At 71.1% G+C, this 18460-nt stretch carries 12 protein-coding genes, 1 tRNA gene and 1 pseudogene; 4 read left to right on the top strand and 10 right to left on the bottom strand.

Annotation, left to right across the window (positions count from 1 at the left end; all coding sequences use genetic code 11):
• Positions 1 to 77: 77 nt before the first annotated feature.
• From ACGFI1_RS29795 to topA, 5 genes are all read right to left on the bottom strand, one after another.
• Positions 78 to 647: a permease-like cell division protein FtsX gene (locus ACGFI1_RS29795; protein ID WP_392789992.1), complete on the bottom strand. Its 570-nt coding sequence runs from the start codon at positions 645 to 647 to the stop codon at positions 78 to 80.
• 161 nt (positions 648 to 808) lie between these two features.
• Positions 809 to 2401: a S8 family peptidase gene (locus ACGFI1_RS29800; RefSeq protein WP_392789994.1), complete on the bottom strand. Its 1593-nt coding sequence runs from the start codon at positions 2399 to 2401 to the stop codon at positions 809 to 811.
• A 229-nt stretch (positions 2402 to 2630) separates the two neighbouring features.
• On the bottom strand, positions 2631 to 3770 hold the full coding sequence (locus ACGFI1_RS29805) for a DNA polymerase III subunit delta' (protein ID WP_386870047.1): 1140 nt from the start codon (positions 3768 to 3770) through the stop codon (positions 2631 to 2633).
• A gap of 27 nt (positions 3771 to 3797) precedes the next feature.
• A complete protein-coding gene (gene tmk / locus ACGFI1_RS29810) occupies positions 3798 to 5864 on the bottom strand; it encodes a dTMP kinase (RefSeq protein WP_392789998.1) in 2067 nt (688 codons plus the stop codon).
• A gap of 28 nt (positions 5865 to 5892) precedes the next feature.
• Positions 5893 to 8589 (bottom strand): type I DNA topoisomerase, encoded by a 2697-nt coding sequence (gene topA, locus ACGFI1_RS29815; protein ID WP_392790001.1) that lies wholly within the window; start codon positions 8587 to 8589, stop codon positions 5893 to 5895.
• Between the two features lie 233 nt (positions 8590 to 8822).
• Between topA and ACGFI1_RS29820 the strand changes: the two genes are divergently transcribed.
• Positions 8823 to 9008: a DUF5703 family protein gene (locus ACGFI1_RS29820; protein ID WP_021596264.1), complete on the top strand. Its 186-nt coding sequence runs from the start codon at positions 8823 to 8825 to the stop codon at positions 9006 to 9008.
• A 112-nt stretch (positions 9009 to 9120) separates the two neighbouring features.
• Here ACGFI1_RS29820 and ACGFI1_RS29825 read toward each other — a convergent pair whose 3' ends face one another.
• The 3 genes from ACGFI1_RS29825 to ACGFI1_RS29835 all read right to left on the bottom strand — a co-directional run bounded on the left by ACGFI1_RS29825 (position 9121) and on the right by ACGFI1_RS29835 (position 13155).
• Entirely contained in the window at positions 9121 to 10926 is a 1806-nt protein-coding gene (locus ACGFI1_RS29825; RefSeq protein WP_392790004.1) for a chaplin family protein, read from the bottom strand.
• A 143-nt stretch (positions 10927 to 11069) separates the two neighbouring features.
• Positions 11070 to 11756, bottom strand: coding sequence for a hypothetical protein (locus ACGFI1_RS29830; RefSeq protein ID WP_392790007.1), 687 nt, complete (start codon positions 11754 to 11756; stop codon positions 11070 to 11072).
• A gap of 79 nt (positions 11757 to 11835) precedes the next feature.
• Entirely contained in the window at positions 11836 to 13155 is a 1320-nt protein-coding gene (locus ACGFI1_RS29835; RefSeq protein ID WP_392790009.1) for a M20/M25/M40 family metallo-hydrolase, read from the bottom strand.
• 110 nt (positions 13156 to 13265) lie between these two features.
• Here ACGFI1_RS29835 and ACGFI1_RS29840 point away from each other — a divergent pair.
• Together ACGFI1_RS29840 and ACGFI1_RS29845 are read left to right on the top strand one after the other, a co-directional pair.
• Positions 13266 to 13351 (top strand) — tRNA-Leu (locus ACGFI1_RS29840).
• An 88-nt stretch (positions 13352 to 13439) separates the two neighbouring features.
• Entirely contained in the window at positions 13440 to 14003 is a 564-nt protein-coding gene (locus ACGFI1_RS29845; protein ID WP_392790012.1) for a hypothetical protein, read from the top strand.
• On the opposite strand, the pseudogene ACGFI1_RS29850 reads toward ACGFI1_RS29845, so the two are convergent.
• Both ACGFI1_RS29850 and ACGFI1_RS29855 read right to left on the bottom strand, forming a co-directional pair.
• A pseudogene (locus ACGFI1_RS29850) lies at positions 13899 to 15068 on the bottom strand (recombinase family protein); the annotation flags it as partial. The gene ACGFI1_RS29845 and the pseudogene ACGFI1_RS29850 sit on opposite strands and share 105 nt — an antisense overlap.
• Complete coding sequence (locus ACGFI1_RS29855) at positions 15065 to 15310, bottom strand: hypothetical protein (RefSeq protein ID WP_392790015.1); 246 nt, start codon at positions 15308 to 15310, stop codon at positions 15065 to 15067. The pseudogene ACGFI1_RS29850 and the gene ACGFI1_RS29855, both read right to left, overlap by 4 nt.
• Positions 15311 to 15765: 455 nt before the next feature.
• Here ACGFI1_RS29855 and ACGFI1_RS29860 point away from each other — a divergent pair, with 455 nt between their 5' ends.
• Entirely contained in the window at positions 15766 to 18441 is a 2676-nt protein-coding gene (locus ACGFI1_RS29860) for a type IV secretory system conjugative DNA transfer family protein (RefSeq protein WP_392790018.1), read from the top strand.
• Positions 18442 to 18460 lie beyond the last annotated feature (19 nt).

An 18460-nucleotide genomic window follows, 5' to 3' on the forward strand; every position in this document is an offset into this window, starting at 1 on the left:
TCCCAGAGACGCCGCCGCGCGTCCGAGGTTGCTCCGGCGCGCGGGATTCTTCACCGCCGGACGCGTCGCGGCGCCGCTCACGCCCTGCCGAGCGGCTGGATGACGATGGTGTCCACGCCGGGAGCGCCCTCGAACCGCGTCTTCACCGCGTTGGCCGCCCCGATGTCGGCGACGCGCACGCGAAAGGAGTCTGGGATGTCGCCGGGGGAGACGCCGTTGAGCATGTCCTTGCGGTCCGCGAACACCTTCTTGAAGTTCTCGTACGCCTGCTCCTTCGACTCGTACTTGATACTCAGGACGCCGTTCATCTCCTGGAGGCGCTGCTTGAGCGCGTCCTTCTCGGCCTGTTCGGCGTCCTGGTGGCCGCAGGTGGGGTTGCTGGAGGTCACGACGCAGAGGAACACCGCCACGTCGCGCTCCTGGCCGGCGGGCGCGGCGTCCTTCGCGGGGTCGTCGCGCATCACGAACCATCCGCCGACACCCGCGCCGACGATCAGGAGAAGCGCCACCGCCGCCGCGGCCACGACCAGGACCGGGCGCGCGGACGCCCCGCTCGGGCGCGGCGGGACCGCCGGGACCGGCGGTAAGCCGCCCTCGCCCCCGCCGCTGTGCGGTGCGTCCGGGCGGGGTTCGCCGGGTTCGCTCACCGTTCGTCCTCCAGTGCGGTGCGGCTGCGGTCCTGGGGCGTCCATTGTCGGGGATATGCGGCACCCGCGCACCGTCCTCGAACGCGTACCGCCCCCGGACAGAACACGACCCCCGGCCGGGGGGCCGGGGGTCGCGTCCTGGGGTGGGTCGAGCGGCGGCGTCAGCTGCGGACGGCGTTCAGCGCGTCCACGATGCCGTTGCCGAAGAACCCGTTCTGCTCCTTCGAGCCCTCACAGGTCTGCGTCGAGGTCTGCTTGCCCGCCGAGGTGTACCAGACGTACTCGACGGTCCGCGGGCTCGGGCATTCCTTGGCGGTCGCCGTGCCGCGCAGCACGCGCTCGACCGTGTTCGGGCTCAGCGTCAGGCCGCCGTTCCGGGTGTCCCGGTGCCCGTACCGGCTGACGATGAGCGCGGCGACGCCGACGGCGTGCGGCGACGCCATCGAGGTGCCCTGGATCGACTGGTAGTAGGCGCAGTCGTCGCCCTTGCAGCTGCGGATGATGTACGGCACCTTCGGCGTGCCGTCCGCGTTCAGCTCGCCGCGCTCCTTCGCGAGCCGCTCGGGGTAGGCGGCCCAGATGCCGCCCTTGTCGTCCGGACGCTGCTCGGCGTTGTCGACCTTGTCGCCGCCGGGCGCCGCCACGGCGACGTAGCCGTTGCCGAAGCTGCTGTAGTACGACTTGCGGGTGGACGGGCCGGTCGCCGAGACCGGGATGACGTGCTCGCCCTCGGACGGCATCGACACGCAGCTCGCCGGGACCGTCCGGTCGTGCGGCTCCTCGCCCGGCGTGGACGGGAAGTCGGGGCTGGAGTCGTCCTTGTTGGTCTTCGTGTAGTCGACGAGGTCGTTGCCCGCCGCCGAGATCAGCGTGACGCCGCGGTCGTGCGCGAAGTCCAGGGCGCGCTGCGCGGCCTTGATGATGGTGCGCTGCTCGAGCTGGTCCTCGGGGCTGTCGGCGGGGTTGTTGCCGCAGTTCCACAGCCACGGGTCGATGTAGTACGACATGTTGACCACGTCGATGCCGTGCTTGGCCGCGTAGGTGAGGCCGTCGACGGTCGGCTGCAGGAAGAAGTAGCCGGAGTCCTGGCCGACGCGCAGGTTCACGATCGACACGTTCGGCGCGACGCCCGCCATGCCGAGCCCGTTGCGGGGCGAGGCGATCGTGGACGCGACGTGCGTGCCGTGGTCGTTGTCGTCCCAGTCGTTGGGGTCGACGCACGACTTGAACTCGCAGGGGCCGTCGACCTCGTTGCCGTTGGCGTCCGTCGGGATGTCGGTGGTGAAGTTGCGGCTCAGCTGGCGGTTGAAGTTCGGCTTGATGTCCGGGTGGTCGCCGTCCACACCGGTGTCGAGGACGCCGACCAACACGCGCTTGTCGCCCGGCTCCTTCTTGTACGAGCCGTCAGCCGTCGCGTGGATCTGCTTCATGTCCCACTGCAGGTCCGCGAGCGGCTCGGCGTCCTTGGACGGGGCGCCCTTCAGCGACACCGTGCTCTTGGTGCCGGTCATCCGCTCGACCTTCTTGGCCGCCTTCTTGGCCTTCGGGGCCTGCCCGATGATCCGGTTGTGCGCGACGCCCTCCAGGGCGCGCTGGCGCATCACCGCGCGGATGAACTCGGGGTTGTCGGACCGGACCGTCGCGACGCCCACATCGCGGTTCTCGTGGACGATCTTGCCGCCGGCCGCCCGCACCGCCTGGTGGGCCTGTCCGGGGGATACGCGTTCCTTGTAGAGGACGACGTACTCCGACACCTCACCCTTCGCCTGCGCTGGTGTGGGTTCCGCTGACGCTGGGACCGCGAGAGCCGCCATGGTGGCGACGGCGCACGCGGCGGAAATCAAGGCTCGCCGCAAAGCTGACCTCCTGGCCGTGGGGAGCTAGCCCGGGTATTTGGGGGTAAACCAGGCGAAGGTACGCGTGCGGCTGTTGAGAGTTGCGTACGTTTATGTAACGAAAAGGGAGATTCCTTGTAAGACGTCATCACCCGGTGCGGAGCGCCAGCGTGAGCGCCTCCACGGCCAGCAGCGGGTTGACGTTCGCCTCCAGCCGCTCCCGGCACGCCATGATCGCGTCGAGGCGCTTCAGCGTGTCCTCGGGACGGCCCTGCGCCGCGGCCGTCCGCAGCTCCGGCCCGAGCTCGGTGTTGACCAGCTCCGTGCCCGCCCCGAGCTGCAGCGTCAGGACGTCCCGGTAGTACGACGCGAGGTCGAGCAGCGTCCGGTCGAGGGCGTCGCGCTCCAGCCGCGTCGCGCGCGACTTCTGCCGGGCCTCCAGCTCCTTCAGCGCGCCGGCCGTGCCCCGCGGCATCCTGCCCTTCGCGCTCTCCCCGAGGGCCTGCCGCAGCGCGGACGTCTCCGACTCGTTCAGCTCCTCCGTCTGCGCCTTCGCCTCCGCCTTCGCCGCCGCGACCAGCGACTCCGCCGCCGCCACGGCCGGGCCCACCGACGACAGCCGGCGCGGAACCGCCAGCACCTCGGCCCGCCGCCGCCGCGCCTGCGGGTCCGTCGCCAGGCGCCGCGCCCGGCTGATGTGCCCCTGCGCGGCCCGCGCCACGACGTCCGCCGTCTCCCGGTCGACGCCGTCGCGCAGGGCGAGGACGTCCGCGACGGCGCTGATCGGCGGCGTCCGCAACGTCACCAGCCGGCACCGCGACCTGATCGTCACCAGCAGGTCGTCCGGGGACGGCGTGCACAGCAGCCACACCGTCCGGGCCGGGGGCTCCTCGATCGCCTTCAGCAGCGCGTTCGCCGCCGCCTCCGTCGCCCGGTCGGCGTCCTCGAACAGCACGACCTGCCAGCGCCCGCCCGTCGGGGACGACGACGCCCGCAGCACCAGCGCGCGCGCCTCCTTCACCCCGTACGACAGGCCCTGCGGCCGGACGACCTCCACGTCCGCGTGCGTGCCCTGGAGCACCTGGTGGCAGGACGCGCAGTGCCCGCAGCCGCGCGGCGCCTCCTCGCACTGCAGCGCCGCCGCGAACGCCCGCGCCGCCGCCGACCGTCCCGCCCCGGGAGGCCCGGTGAACAGCCACGCGTGCGCCAGGCCGCTCTTGCCCTCCGCGGCCGACGACAGCTGCGCGACGACGGGCTCCTGCCCGACCAGGTCATCCCACACGCTCATGGGATAGAGGCTAACCGGCCGGGCGGATCAGAAGTCGCGGATGGCCGGGAAGGTGCTCGTGGCGTCCTCCGTGCCCGCCGGGACGGGGTCGGGGAGGATCTCCCGGATGCGGTACTGGATCTCCCGGCTCAGCTCGCCCTGCGGGCGGCTCGCGTCCAGGATCAGGTACCGGTCGGGGTCGGCCTCGGCGAGCGCGCGGAACCCGGCGCGGACGCGCTCGTGGAAGTCCTGCGGCTCGGACTCGATGCGGTCGGCGGGCGCGGGCAGCCGGCGCAGCCCCGCCTCCGGCGGGATCTCCAGCAGGACGGTCAGGTCCGGGACGAGACCGCCGGTCGCCCAGGCGTTGACGCGCACGATGTCCTCGACCGCCTGCTGCCGCCCGAACCCCTGGTAGGCGAGGGACGAGTCGACGTACCGGTCGGTGACGACGATCGCGCCGCGCTCCACCGCCGGCTTGATCACGTTGGCCACGTGGTCGGCGCGGTCGGCCGCGTACAGCAGCGTCTCGGCGCGGTCGGACAGGCCGGTCGTGTCGCGGTCGAGCAGCATCGCGCGCAGCCGCATGCCGATCTTGGTGGCGCCGGGCTCGTGCGTGGTGACGACGTCGTAGCCGTGGTCGCGCAGCCAGATCGCGGCGAGCCGCGACTGGGTGGTCTTGCCGGCGCCCTCGCCGCCCTCGAACGCGATGAACACGCCGCGTTCGCGGTGCGCGGGCTGCGGCACGTCGGGGGCCTGCTGCGGCGGCGTGTAGATCTCGCCGCGCAGGGCGGCGCGCAGGTCGGGGACCAGCGGGATGCCGCGCCGGTCGTCCAGCCGCCGGTACGCCGGGAGCGCGGCGACCAGCGCCACGACCGCCGCGACCAGCAGCCCGCCGCCGGAGCCGGTGAAGTCGTAGACGCCGCCGCCGAGATCGATCCGGTGCTCGCCCAGCGCCCCCGCGATCAGCGGGACCGCGACGAACGCGACCAGCGCGGCGACGAGCGCCACGGAGCGCAGGTAGGCGGTGGGACGGGCGTCCTCCGGGGCGTCGGGGTCGGTCACCGCGCCCGCGGCCGTCGACCACGCGGCCCCGGCGAACACCCCGAGGAACGCCGCCAGGAACACCACGACGACGAGGTTCTGGACGAGCGCCAGCCCCACCAGCGTCAGCGCGGCGGCGATCAGCGCGAGGCCGAGCAGCCGGCGGCGGCTGAACGGCACCAGGACGCGCGGCCCGAGGAACGCCCCGAACCCGAGCCCGACCGCCAGCCCGGCGAGGACGGTGCCGTACCCGGCGTTCCCTCCGCCGAGCGCGGCCGTGTGGACGCGGGCGACGGCGACGACCGCGCCCGCCGTGAGGGACGCCCCGGCGACCGCGAGCCCGAGCCCGCGCGCGGCGGCCGTCCCGGGGCCCTGGAACAGCAGCTTCAGCGGCGCCGGGACCGGATGCATCGCCGTGACCGGGATCTCCCGGATCAGCGCGACCGCGGCGGTCGCGACGGCGAACACCCCGGCCGTCACGTAGAGCGCGAGGTCGGCGCGCGAGTCGCGGCCGAACGTCCCGTCCGCGATCAGCGCGAGGACGGCGAACAGCACGGCGGCGACCGGCGCCGGGCCGTAGTTCACGCGGGTCGCGGCGCGGGCGGCGCGGGGCTGCTCCTCGTCCGGCAGCGCGGCGGACAGCGACGCGCGCGCCGCCGCGACCCACAGCAGGCTCAGGCACGACACGAGGAACGCCGCGGCGAGCGTCCACGCGAGCATGCCGACGAGCGGCACCGTCACGACGACGACCAGCCGCAGCACGTCCGCGATCAGCAGCATGAGGCGGCGGTCGACGCGCGCGGCGAGCATCCCGCCGAGCGGCGCGAGCAGCACCGCCGGCAGCAGCATCAGCACCAGCGTGCCGCCGACCGCCTGCGCCTGGACGGACACGTCGTCGTCGCGGGTCAGCAGCGCGGCCATGGCGGTCAGTGCGGGGACACTGAGCCACTGCGCGAGGCTGGACAACGACAACGCGGTCCGGAGCCGCCGGAACGGCCCGATCGGCGGAAGCGACGAAACGCCCGGCGGCTGTGACGCGGCGGGGTGCGGCCGGGGTGCGCCCGTTCTGGTCATGTCGGTCAGGGTATCGGCGTAGATGTCCCTAGGAGCCGGACTTCGCGGAGGTTCGGCGGCGGGGCGCCGCCTTCTTCTTGCCGCCGCCCGCGGCGACCTTCTCGCGGCGCTCCGCGAGCAGCTCCGCCGCCCGCTGGATCGTGATCGACTCCACCTCGTCCCCCTTGCGGAGGCTCGCGTTCGTCTCGCCGTCGGTCACGTACGGGCCGAACCGCCCCTCCTTCACCACCACCGGCTTCTCGCTCGCCGGGTCCTTGCCCAGCTCGCGCAGCGGCGCCGCGGCGGCCGCCCGGCGGCCGCGCTGCTTCGGCTGGGCGAACAGCTCCTTCGCCTGCTCCAGCGTGACGGTGAACAGCTCCTCCTCGGAGCCGAGCGACCGGCTGTCCGTCCCCCGCTTGATGTAGGGGCCGAACCGGCCGTTCTGCGCGGTCACCGGCTCGCCGTCCAGCTCGCCCAGCGTGCGCGGCAGCGACAGCAGCTTCAGCGCGTCGTCCAGGGTGATCGTGTCCAGCGACATCGACTTGAACAGCGACCCGGTGCGCGGCTTCGGGGCGTCCGCCTTCTTCGTCCGCTTCTTCTTCTCGCCCTCGGCGGGCGGCGCCGGCTCCGGCAGGATCTCCGTGACGTACGGGCCGAACCGCCCCGACTTCGCGACGATCGTGTGCCCCGTCGCCGGATCGGTGCCGAGCTCCCGGTCGCCGGACGGCTGCGCGAGCAGCTCCTCCGCCTTCTCGGCGGTCAGCTCGTCCGGCGCGATGTCGTCGGGGATGTTGACCCGCTCGCCGTCCCGGTCCAGGTAGGAGCCGTACCGGCCGACCCGCACCACGATGTCGGAGCCTTTGATCGGGAACGAGCTGATGCCCTTGGCGTCGATGTCGCCGATGTCACCGACCAGCTCCCGCAGGCCCTCCTCGCCGTTGTCGCCGTAGTAGAACCGGTTCAGCCACGGGACCCGCTCGGCGTCGCCGCGCGCGATCTCGTCGAGGCCGTCCTCCATGTGCGCCGTGAAGTCGTAGTCGACCAGGTTGCCGAAGTGCTGCTCCAGCAGGTTCGTCACGGCGAACGCCAGGAACGACGGGACCAGCGCCGTGCCCTTCTTGAACACGTACTCGCGCGCCAGGATCGTCCCGATGATCGAGGCGTACGTCGACGGCCGCCCGATCTCCCGCTCCTCCAGCTCCTTGACCAGGCTGGCCTCGGTGTAGCGGGCCGGCGGGCGGGTCGAGTGGCCCTCGGCGTCCACCGCGTTCGCGGTCAGCGCGTCGCCCTCCGCCAGGTTCGGCAGCCGCCGCTCCTGGTCGTCCCGGTCGGTGGACGGGTCGTCCGCGCTCTCCACGTACGCCTTCAGGAACCCGTGGAACGTGATCGTCTTACCGGTCGCGCCGAACTCCGCGCGCTCGTTCTCGGTCGACAGCCCGGTCACCCGGATCGACACCGACTGGCCCGCCGCGTCCTTCATCTGGGACGCGATCGTCCGCTTCCAGATCAGCTCGTACAGCCGGAACTGGTCGCCGCTGAGGCCCGTCTCCGCCGGGGTGCGGAACGTGTCGCCCGCCGGGCGGATCGCCTCGTGCGCCTCCTGCGCGTTCTTGACCTTGGACGCGTAGACGCGCGGCTTGTCCGGCACGTACTCGCCGCCGAACAGCGACGCGGCCTGCCGCCGGGCCGCCGTGATCGCCGTCTCCGACAGCGTGATCGAGTCGGTTCGCATGTAGGTGATGAAGCCGTTCTCGTACAGCTTCTGCGCCACCGACATCGTGTACTTCGCGGAGAAGTTCAGCTTGCGGCTGGCCTCCTGCTGGAGGGTCGTCGTCCGGAACGGGGGGTACGGCTTGCGCGTGTACGGCTTCCGCTCGACGGACTTGACCTCGTACGGCCTGCCGCGCAGCCGATCCGCCAGCGCACGCGCCGCGGTCTCGTCCAGGTGCAGCGCGTCCCGCGTCTTCAGGGTGCCGTCGGACGCGAAGTCGCGGCCCTGCGCCACCCGCTTGCCGTCGACGCTGACGAGCCCGGCCTTGAAGACCTTCGGCTCCTCGTCCTTCCCGGTGTCGAACTGGCCCGCGATGTCCCAGTAGTGGGCGGGGACGAACGCGATCCGCTCCCGCTCCCGCTCGACCACCAGCCGCGTCGCCACCGACTGCACCCGGCCCGCCGACAGCTTCGGCATGACCTTCTTCCACAGGACGGGGCTGACCTCGTACCCGTAGAGGCGGTCCAGGACGCGGCGCGTCTCCTGCGCGTCCACCAGCGGCATGTTCAGCTCGCGCGGGTTCGCGGCGGCGCGCTGGATCGCGTCCTTGGTGATCTCGTTGAAGACCATCCGGTGCACCGGCACCTTCGGCTTCAGGACCTCCTGGAGGTGCCAGGCGATCGCCTCGCCCTCCCGGTCCTCGTCCGTCGCGAGGTAGAGCTCGTCGGCCTCGGCCAGCAGCTTCTTCAGCTTCTGGACCTGCTGCCGCTTGTCGGAGTTGACCACGTACAGCGGCTCGAACTCGCGCTCGACGTTCACGCCGAGCTTCGCCCACGGCTCGCCCTTGTACTTGGCCGGCACCTCCGAGGCGCTCCCGGGCAGGTCCCGGATGTGGCCGATACTGGACTCCACGATGTAGCCGCGGCCCAGGTACCCCGCGATCGTCTTCGCCTTCGCCGGCGACTCGACGATCACCAGGCGCGTCCCCGCGCCGTTCCCCCGGCCACTGCTCGCGGTGCCGTTCTTGGCTGGCACAGTCGCTCCAACCTCGCTGTCTTGGTCCTCTAACACAGGCTCTTTCTTACCGGCTTCATACAACGTCGCAGGACGGCGCGTTCATGCCCGCGCGCTCCCCGACCATCGTGCCGCCCCTGCGGTGCAGTAGCCCCGCGCCTCCGACAGGATGACATGCCGCCGGACGCCGCGCGGACCGGGACGCCCCACCGTAGGGTGCCGGACGCACGGTAGACCAAGTAATAATGGTCGCAATGGCGGAGTACACCTACCTCGTCCTCTCACTGCCGCGCGGCACCACGCGGGATACCGCCCGGCAGATCCTGACCGAGCACGCGGAACGCGGCGGCTGGGAAATCGATCGGTTGCGCCTCTACCCGGACGGCCGCCGCCGTATTCAACTTCGCCGCAAGGTCATCCGCGCCGTCCGCACCTTCTGACCCACCGCCCTCGGCGGAGCGTAGCACTCCGTTGACGCACCGTTGCCCGAAAACATGGCTTCGCCCGCCCCGGACCGCGCCTCCGGGACGGGCGAAGATCTGTGCGCGCAGGTCAGCGGCGCCCGCCCGGCAGCATCCGGCGCGCCAGCGCCAGCACCCCGGCGACGGCGCCCAGCACCGCGCTCGCGCCGAGCGCCCACAGCGACCCGGCACCGTCCTCGATGATCGGCCCGTCCGCCGCGACGTTCCGCACGGCCCCGAGCTCGCCCGTACCGTCCTGCAGGGCCCGCGTGTCGAGCACGGAGACCGCGACCGGCCCCTCCTGCCCCGCGCCCGCCCGCTGCTGGACGGCACCGCCGCCCGCCCCGGCGAGCGGCACCGGCGGGTTGACCGTCACGAGCCCGGTCACCGCGGCCAGCGGATCCTGCCGGAGGACGACGTCGAGCAGCCCCGGCCGCACGGCCTCCGCCCGCTCGCCCTGCGGCTTGACCAGCTTGGAGAAGCCCATGCTGGGCAGGCCGCCGCTCAGCCCGGGCCGTCCGAGCGTCCCGAGCGGAGCGTCCACCGGCAGAAGCCCGTCCGCAACGGGCACCCCGGCCCGCCGCGTGCCCACCACCGACACCCCAGGCAGCCCGCCCGCCTGAACGAGATCACCCACCTCGGTCAGCTCACCGCCCACTGGAACACCGTCCGTACCCGGCAGACCGCCCTGCGTCCGGTGCCCAGCCGCCACCGGCACGACGAGATCGTTGACCTGGGCCAACCCATTCACCCCAGGCAGGCCCTCCGCACCCGGCAGACCGCCCTGCACACGCTGCCCAGCAGCCGGCAGCACGAGGCCGTTGACCTGAGTGAGCCCGATCGCCCCGAGCAGACCCTCCGCACCCGGCACACCGCCCTGCACACGCTGCCCAGCAGCCGGCAGCACGAGGCCGTTGACCTGGGTGAGCCCGATCGCCCCGAGCAGACCCTCCGCGCCGGACACACCGCCCTGCGCCCGCTGCCCAACGCCAACCGGCACCACCAGATCATTGACCTGGGTCAGCCCGATCGCCCCAAGGAGGCCCTCCGTGCCGGGCAGGCCGTTCTTGGTGCGCTGGCCGTCCGCCGCCGGGCGTCCCAGGGTCTGGGGCAGTTCGCGCGGCTGGAGCAGGTTGTTGGCGCTGGGCGTTCCGGCCATGTCGAGCAGAGTGGCCGGTGAGGGGGTGCCGCTCTGTGCCCGGCTGTAGGAACTAGGGACGTTCGTCTGGCCCGGCAGGTCGGTCACAGAAGGAAGGTCGTTCGCGACCCTGGGGAGGACGGGGTGGCTCCCGGTCCGGGGCAGGAGGTCGAGCGGGCGGGGCGACGAGGAATAGCCGGGGTATCCGCCGTTGCCGTCCTGGCAATGGGCGGACGCGATGCCGGCGACCGCGGCGGTGTTGCCGCACACGTTGACGGGTGTGGAGATCGGCGCGTTCAGCTGGTTGCCCGCGAGGGCGCCGCCCGACCCGTCGGTGGTCTGCCCGCCGTGGGCGCCGCCGCCGTTGACCTTGGCGCCGCCCTTGCAGCCGGCGTCCGCCGTGCCGACGACCGCGGCGCTGTTGCCGCAGACGTTCACCGGCGCCGAGACGGGGGCGTTGACCTGGTTGCCGGACGCGATGCCGTGCGCGCCGGACGTCCGCTGTCCGTCCGCGTGCCGCTTGTGGACCTTGGCGCCGCCGTGGGAGGTGGCGTCGCCGATGCCGGCCACGGCGACGTTGTTGCCGCTGACGTCGACCGGCGCGGAGACCGGCGCGTCGATCTGGTTGCCGCTCAGGACTCCGCCGTCGCCGCTCGTGACGTCGGCGAAGGCGTGGGACGGGAGGACGGTGACGCCGAGGGCGACAAAGCCCGCGGCGAGCACCGCGGCACGCGATGTGCCCTTTGCCCGCGTTCGCATGATGCTCCGTTCAGGGGATGTGTGGAGACGCACGTGTGCCGTGGGTCTCGTGGGGGATGACATGCCGCGCCGGGGGCACGGCGGATGACCGGACCGGCGCGCCCGAGCCGCACGGGCACGCGTCCGGAGCCTGTGAGCAGGGGTCAGTCGGGCGCGAAGGACGGCTCGTCCGCGGCGGTGCGGACTGCCGGGGGAAGCGCGCCGGAGACGCGCGCGAGCGGCGCGCGCGGCGGGGGCGGGACCCAGGTGTCGGGGCAGCCTGCGGTCACGCCGCCGCCGATACCGGCCGCGTCCGAGTGATCGCCGTGCCGCTCGGGGGCGGGCGGCGCCGGGTGCTGGACGGCGTGCCGGGGCGCCTGCGCGATGGCGGGCAGTGTGTGCGCGACCTTCGAGACGGCGGGGGCGCGGTGGCCCCGCGCGGGCAGGTGCACGTCAGGCCGTGGGCGCGTCGCCACCCGGACGGCCGAGGTGCTCGACCGCACCGCATCGGGGCGCCGCGCGTCCGGCCGGACCGGTGCCTGCCGCACCGGAGGCGGGAGCTCCGGGACCGCCGCCGGCGGCACGTCCGCGGTTAAGGGCGCCACGGCCCGTTTCACCGGCTCGTGCTCGTGGACGATCGCGGCCGCCCGCTCCAGCACGGGGGCCTTGGCGACGAGGTGCGCCGCCGGTGGCGGGAGCTTGTCGGCGTGCGCGGACTGCGCCGCGCATCCGAGCAGCCAGCCCGCGATCAGCAGCCCGCCGAGGACGAGCAGCCGCCGGACGGCCCGTCCGGTGGGGAAGCGGCGCAGCCGGACGGAGACCGCCCCGACCCGTGCCGCATCCCCTGCCACCGAACACCCTCCGTTGCACCCGAACCACCCTCAACGAATAGTGACGTTAGCACCACGGAACGCATTGGTGTTGGCAAATTCAGGAGCGATCAAGGAATTTGTCGAGGACCCTGGCGCCGAAGCGGAGCCCGTCCACCGGAACGCGCTCGTCGACCCCATGGAACATTCCGGAAAAGTCCAACTCTGGGGGCAATTTCAGCGGCGCGAAGCCGAAGCAGCGCATGCCGAGCCGCGCGAACGACTTGGCGTCCGTCCCGCCGCTCAGGCAGTACGGCACCGGCAGCGCTCCCGGGTCCTCCGAGGTCAGGGCCGCCTCCATGGCCGCGACGAGCGCCCCCTCGTAGTCGGTCTCGACCGCCTGGTCATGGTGGACGAAATCGCGCTGCACGTCCGGTCCGAGAAGTTCGTCCACGACCGCGAAGAACTCTGCCTCGTGCCCGGGCAGAAAGCGCCCGTCGACCTGAGCCGTGGCACTCTGCGGAATGACATTCGTCTTGTACCCGGCGTCCAGCCGCGTCGGATTGAGCGTGTTGCGGAGCGTCGCACCGATCATCCGCGCCAGCGGCCCGATCTCATCAAGGCACTTTTCCGGACGTTCCGGATCGAATTCCACCCCGTACGCCATGCACGCCCGCTCCAGGAAGGCCCGCACGGACTTCGTGAGCCGCACCGGGAACTCGTGCGACCCCAGCCGCGCGACCGCCGCCGCCACCGCCGTGACCGCGTTGTCCGGATGCACCATCGACCCGTGCCCGGCCGTGCCCCGCGCGGTCAGGTTCATCCACGCGATGCCCTTCTCCGCCGTCTCGATCAGGTACATCCGCCGGTCCCCGGGCACCGTCAGGCTGAACCCGCCGACCTCCCCCACGGCCTCGGTGCACCCCTCGAACAGCTCCGGATGCTCCCGCACCAGCCACTGCGCGCCCCACGTCCCGCCGGCCTCCTCGTCGGCCAGGAAGGCCAGCACGACGTCCCGGGGCGGCCTGCGCCCCTCCCGCAGGCGCTGCCGCACCACCGCGAGGATCATCGCGTCCATGTCCTTCATGTCGACGGCGCCGCGCCCCCAGACGCACCCGTCGGCGATCTCGCCGCCGAACGGGTCCCGCGTCCAGTCCTCCCGGCGCGCCGGCACCACGTCGAGATGCCCGTGCAGCAACAGCGCGTCCCGCCCGGGATCCTCCCCCTCGACCCGCGCCACGACGCTCGCCCGCCCCGGATGCGACTCGAAGATCCGCGCCTCCAGGCCGACCTCCCCGAGCTTCTCCGCGACGTACTCCGCCGCCACCCGCTCCCCCGGCCCCGAATGATCGCCCGGGTTGCTGGTGTCGATCCGGATCAGCTCCTGGCAGAGCCGGACGACCTCGTCCTCAGCGGTCGGCTGCCGAACCACAGTGATCACCTCGCGTCCTCGCGTACCCGTCCCATGGTGCCCGCCGATCGACTTCGCCGCGACTCGTCTCCTTTGGTACAGTGAAGCCCGCCGCAGCCCCGCTGCGGCCTGCACACCAGGTCCGGGTGGCGGAATAGGCAGACGCGCTAGCTTGAGGTGCTAGTGCCCTTTACGGGGCATGGGGGTTCAAGTCCCCCCTCGGACACGTACCGTTTCCCCAAATTCGGGGTCGTGGACGTCACGACGCGATCCGGGTCGAGGTCAGCCTCGACCCGGATTTCTTGTTTGTCCGGATGGTAGACGAGCCGGACGCCGAGCGCCTGGTAGACGGCCTGACGGGCCTCCGGACTCGCGTCCCTGAGCACCCGCACGAGATCACCCAGTCCGGCGATGAGTTCGTCGATCTGCCGGACGGTCAAGATCCGAGGGCGTTGCACGTCGGCCGTGCGAAGTTCTGCCCGGGCCGCGGTGAGGTGGGCTTCGGTCTCGGCCATCCACTGGGCGATCGTCGCCGGGTTGGCCCCGGCCTCAAGAGCGGCGCGGTGGCGTGCGAGTTTGGTCTCGCAGTCGGCGATTTGGGCCTTGGCGCGTATCGCGGCGGTGTTGGTCGGCGGCTCCTGCGCGCTGTGGATGTCGGCGATCGTCTGCTTGATGCGGTGCGGCGCCAGGACCTTGGCGAGCCAGGGGTCGACCAGCGCCGTGACCTGGTGTTCGCGGACGAAGATGTTGCGCGGGTGCTTGACCTTGTTGGCCAGCGCGTACTCCTCGGGGTAGCGGCACCGGAAGTAGACGTAGTCCTTGTAAGTGTGGGCCTGCATCTTGCGGTCGCACAGGCCGCAGTACATGACGCCGCGTAGCGAGTAGGCGCGCTTGGTCTGCGTACGGGACTTGGTCCCACCGGTCTGGCAGCGGCGGGCGGCGAGCTTGCCCTCGATGCGGTCGAAGATGTTCTTGTCGATGATGACCGGGTGGACGACCTTCTGGGAGTAGACCCACTGGTCGCGGTCGTTCCAGCGCAGTTTGGTGATGTGACCGAGGGAGACGTCGTTGACGTCGATGAGGACCTCGTCCTTGCGTTGGCGGTTCCAGACCTGGTGGCCGGTGTAGCGCGGGTTGGTCAGGATGGTCTTCACGGCGCTCTTGGCCCAGGCCAGTCCCTCCCGGTGCCGGTTCCGCGCCCGGTCGTGGGCCGATGGACAGGGGATGCCGTCTCGTGTCAGTCCTTCGGCGATGGCGAACAGTCCCTTCTCTGGCGAGCCGTCGAGGCCGAGGTACTCGCAGTAGATGCGTCGGACGACCGGTGCCGAGTCAGGGTCGATGTCCAGCTTGAACAGGCGCTTGCCGTCGGCCGCCTTTCCCGGGTGCGGGTGCGGCCCGCCGTCCACCAATCTGTAGCCGTACGGAGGACGACCGCCGAGGTAGCGGCCTTCGGTGGCGGCGATGGCGGCCATACTGCTGCGGACTCGGGTCCGGACGCGGTTGCGCTCACCCTTGGACAGGCCACCGAACATCGACATGATCATGTCGTGGGCTTCGTTGACGGGATCGATCGCCCCGCCGATCTCCGGAACCCACAGCGGTACGCCGTAGTGGTCGAACAAGGGGAACGTCAGACCGTACTGCCCTCCGTAGAAGGCACGGTGCGGCTCCCCGATGACGACCGCGTCGAAGCCCCGGATCGGGTCCTTGAGCGCATCCAGTAGCCGACTGGCCTCCGGGCGCCGTACCCACGGGATCGAGCGGGAGCGGTCGACGTCGAAGTACTCGACGACGATGCAGCCGCCGTTGCTCTCGATCAGCGTCTCCGCTCGGCGGAGTTGCCATGCCTTGGATGCGGTCGGGTCCTGCTTGTCTTCCGTGGACACTCGCCCGTAGAAGGCGAATCGCGGGGGCTTCTGTGCCCCGGAACGCTGCGGGATCACCGGTCGGTCTCCTCGTCGCTGTGATCGGCGGCGCGGCCCGCACGGACTTCGAGCATGAGACTCAAGAGCGCGCGGGCCGCGTAGGGCGTGAGGCGTGGCGGCTCGGCCGGTGCGATCAGCCGCAACCGGCCGGGTTCCGCGCTTGCCGTTCCCTCGTTGTCCGGCTGGGTGCGGGATGACGGGCGGTCCGCCCCGGTGGCGGACCGGTGGTCATCAACGCTCGACTCGTCGGCCGAGTTCAAGTCCGCACCTGGTGGACGGCGATAGACGCGCCGGGACGAGTGGCGAGGCGATCTCCTTCGCGTGGCCGGCGATCGGCCACGTGGGCGCGAAGACCTTCGCGAGCGACTGTTCGTGGAATCGGGCTGGTCCGTGGTCATGCGCCGGGTTCGCCTGGATCGGCAGGCGCCCGTTCCCCCCTCTCACCTGATAAAGGACCGGAGAGACCCTGGTTTTGGACGTCTGGGCACGTCAAGAGGCGACCAAAGCTCCCGAACTTGAAGCGAAACCATCACAGATCTCTCAGCCCCCACCTTCATCGGCATTGAACCCTCGGAACCGACAGAAAACGGCTCCTAGTAAAAATCGTTGCAAAGACGAGCGGGAGGCGTCCAAAAATGCCCCTGGAGCAGTCCAGTTACTTAGTGAGAGAGGCACAGGGGTTCGATCAGTTCTCGGCGAATTTTTCGAGCCCTGGGTGAATCTCGCGCTCTCCGCCGGTGCTTTATGGCTGAGAGTCCACGGCCGCCTGGCATCGCCGTCCGCACTCCTGGAGGAGATCAATCTGAACATGTCCGAGGTGCCCGAACCGAGCCTGCCGACCGACCCGATCGTCGACTGGCTCGAAGAACACGTCCATCTGCTGCCGGAACTGCCCACGCTGCTGCTCGGCCTCATCGCCCGCCACGGGTTGGAGGTCCTCGGCCTCGTCATCACCGTCTACGCGGCCGTCGCCAGTACGCGTACGGCGGTGAGGAGGTGGCGCAATCTGCATCATTCACGCAATACGCGGCTGATCGAGATCGCCGTACCGCCGACCGTGGAGCGCGACAGCGCCGAGGCCTGGTGGAAGCACCAGGCCGGCCAGCTCAGTCCCTTCTGGAAACGGCAGGTCTACGGGCAACCGCATCTGGCGTTCGAGTACGTCGCCGACGAGAACGGCACCCGCTTCCAGGTGTGGGTTCCCGGAACCATCGCGTCCGGCGTCATCGAAAAGTCCGTTCAGGCGGCCTGGCCAGGCAGCACCATCACCACGCGTCCCGCCGCACCACCGATTCCGCTCCATGCAGAGGCCGCCGGAGGACGTCTCGTGCTGAGCAACATCGAGCACATGCCGCTCGATCACGACCACGATGCCGACCCGCTGCGTCCGTTGCTCGGCGCAATGGCGGGACTACGGAAAGGCGACTATGCGGCCGTGCAGATCCTCGCTCGTCCGTGCACCGGCCGTCGTATCCGCCGAGCCAACCGCACCGCCGCTCACCTACGAGGCGGCCGGTCCAAGACCTTGCAGGGCGCCTTCTTCGACTTCATCACGCCCGGTGCTCCGCATAGTCACGGCCGCCCCTCGCCCAGCGAGATCGCACAGTTGTACCCCGAGCGCGCCCGACAGGTGAAGGACCTCCTCGCCAAGGCGGAAAAACCGCGGTTCGAGGTTCAGATCAGGTATGCCGCCGCGACGACTCATCGAGTGCGGCTCCACAGGGCTCCCGGCGCCGATGCACGCATCGCCGAACTGAACGCCCAGCGCAATGTGCGCGGCAAGCTCCGCAGTCGCGCCCGCGAGATCTACGCGACCTTCGCCCTGTACTCCTCCGGGAACCAGCACCTGCGCACCCGGCGCCTGCTCGCACCGGCCCAGCACATGGCCACTCGGCACTTCGGGCGCGGCTACCTGCTGGCCGTGGACGAGTTGGCCGCACTCGCCCATCTCCCGCAGGACCTGGACGCACCGGGAGTCACCCGCGCCGGAGCACGACCGTCCCTGCCCTCGCCAGCCGTGCTCTCCGGTGATGAGCACACCCAGGCCGTGAGGATTCTCGGGGACTCCGACGCCGGGACGCCTCGTCCCCTTGCGCTCACCATCGCCGGCGCGCGGCAGCACATGCACGTTCTCGGCCAGACCGGCACCGGCAAGTCGTCCTTCCTCGCGGGGCAGATCCTCGCCGACGCCCATGCCGGGCGCGGCGCGCTGGTCATCGATCCTAAAGGCGACCTGATCAGCGATCTGCTGGAGCGGCTGCCCGAGCGGGTCATCGGCAAGACAGCGGTGTTCGATCCCGCGCAGGAGGGGCGGCCTCCGTGCATCAATGTGCTCGCCGGGTCCGACCCGGAGTTCGCGGTCGAGGCCATCGTGACGACCTTCCGGCGCTGTTTCGCCGCCAACTGGGGGCCACGTATGGACGACCTGCTCCGGTCGGCCTGCATGACCCTGGTCAAGGTGTACGGGCCGAACGCCAGCCTTTCCGACGTCCCGACTCTGCTCTCCGATCCGGCCTACCGTGCCCGCACCGTCGCCAGGCTCGGTCACGACGCACTGCTACAGGGGTTCTGGAACGACTACAACGAGCTCTCATCCGGCGGACGCGCCGCTCTGACCGGACCGATCATGAACAAGCTGCGAGCCGTGCTCATGCGCCCGTTCGTCCGCGACGCGCTGTCAGGGGCGGTCTCCACCGTCGACCTGGGCGAGATCCTCAACGACGGTGGTCTCATCCTCGCCCGCGCCGCCAAGGGGATGCTCGGCGAGGACGCATCGCGCTTGCTGGGCTCGCTCCTGCTGGCGCACACGTGGCAGGCCATCACGCCCCGTGCCCACCTGCCCGAACACGCTCGTCGTGACGCCAGCGCCTACATCGACGAGGCGCACAACTTCCTCAACCTGCCTGGCTCTGTCTCCGACATCCTTGCCGAGGCCCGCGCCTACCGCTTCTCGCTGATGATCGCTCATCAGCACCTGTCCCAGCTTCCTCGAGACCTACGTGACGCGGTGTCCGCCGACGCGCGCAACAAGATGTACTTCGCCGTCTCACCAGAGGACGCCCACGCGCTGACACAGCACACCGCGCCGTACGTCACCGAACACGGCCTGTCCCACCTGGGTGCGTTCCAGGCCACCGCACGCATCATCCACAACAGCTCGCCCGTCCCTGCGTTCACCGTGCGCACCCGCCCGCTGCCCGCGCCCATTCCGGGGCGTGCCGAGGCGATCAGGCAAGCATCTCGGGAGGCGTTCACGCCCGCCGATCACAGGCCAGCACCCACCGTCCGGCCAAGGGCACTCGCCGAGCCGCCCCTCGTCCGCTCAGAGTCGGCCGACGATGACGACCTGGACGTCTTTGGGACGGACCGTGCCTGGGAGGTCGACGAATGACCAAGCCGAGAAGGCCCAT

The organism is Actinomadura geliboluensis, assembly GCF_043197915.1.
Taxonomy (GTDB): Bacteria; Actinomycetota; Actinomycetes; order Streptosporangiales; family Streptosporangiaceae; genus Spirillospora; species Spirillospora geliboluensis.

Coding starts and splice junctions, on each gene's coding strand:
- ACGFI1_RS29805 (WP_386870047.1), bottom strand. CDS start 3,770: ATGAGCGTGTGGGATGACCTGGTCGGGCAGGAGCCCGTCGTCGCGCAG.
- tmk (WP_392789998.1), bottom strand. CDS start 5,864: ATGACCAGAACGGGCGCACCCCGGCCGCACCCCGCCGCGTCACAGCCG.
- ACGFI1_RS29820 (WP_021596264.1), top strand. CDS start 8,823: ATGGCGGAGTACACCTACCTCGTCCTCTCACTGCCGCGCGGCACCACG.
- ACGFI1_RS29825 (WP_392790004.1), bottom strand. CDS start 10,926: ATGCGAACGCGGGCAAAGGGCACATCGCGTGCCGCGGTGCTCGCCGCG.
- ACGFI1_RS29845 (WP_392790012.1), top strand. CDS start 13,440: ATGGTAGACGAGCCGGACGCCGAGCGCCTGGTAGACGGCCTGACGGGC.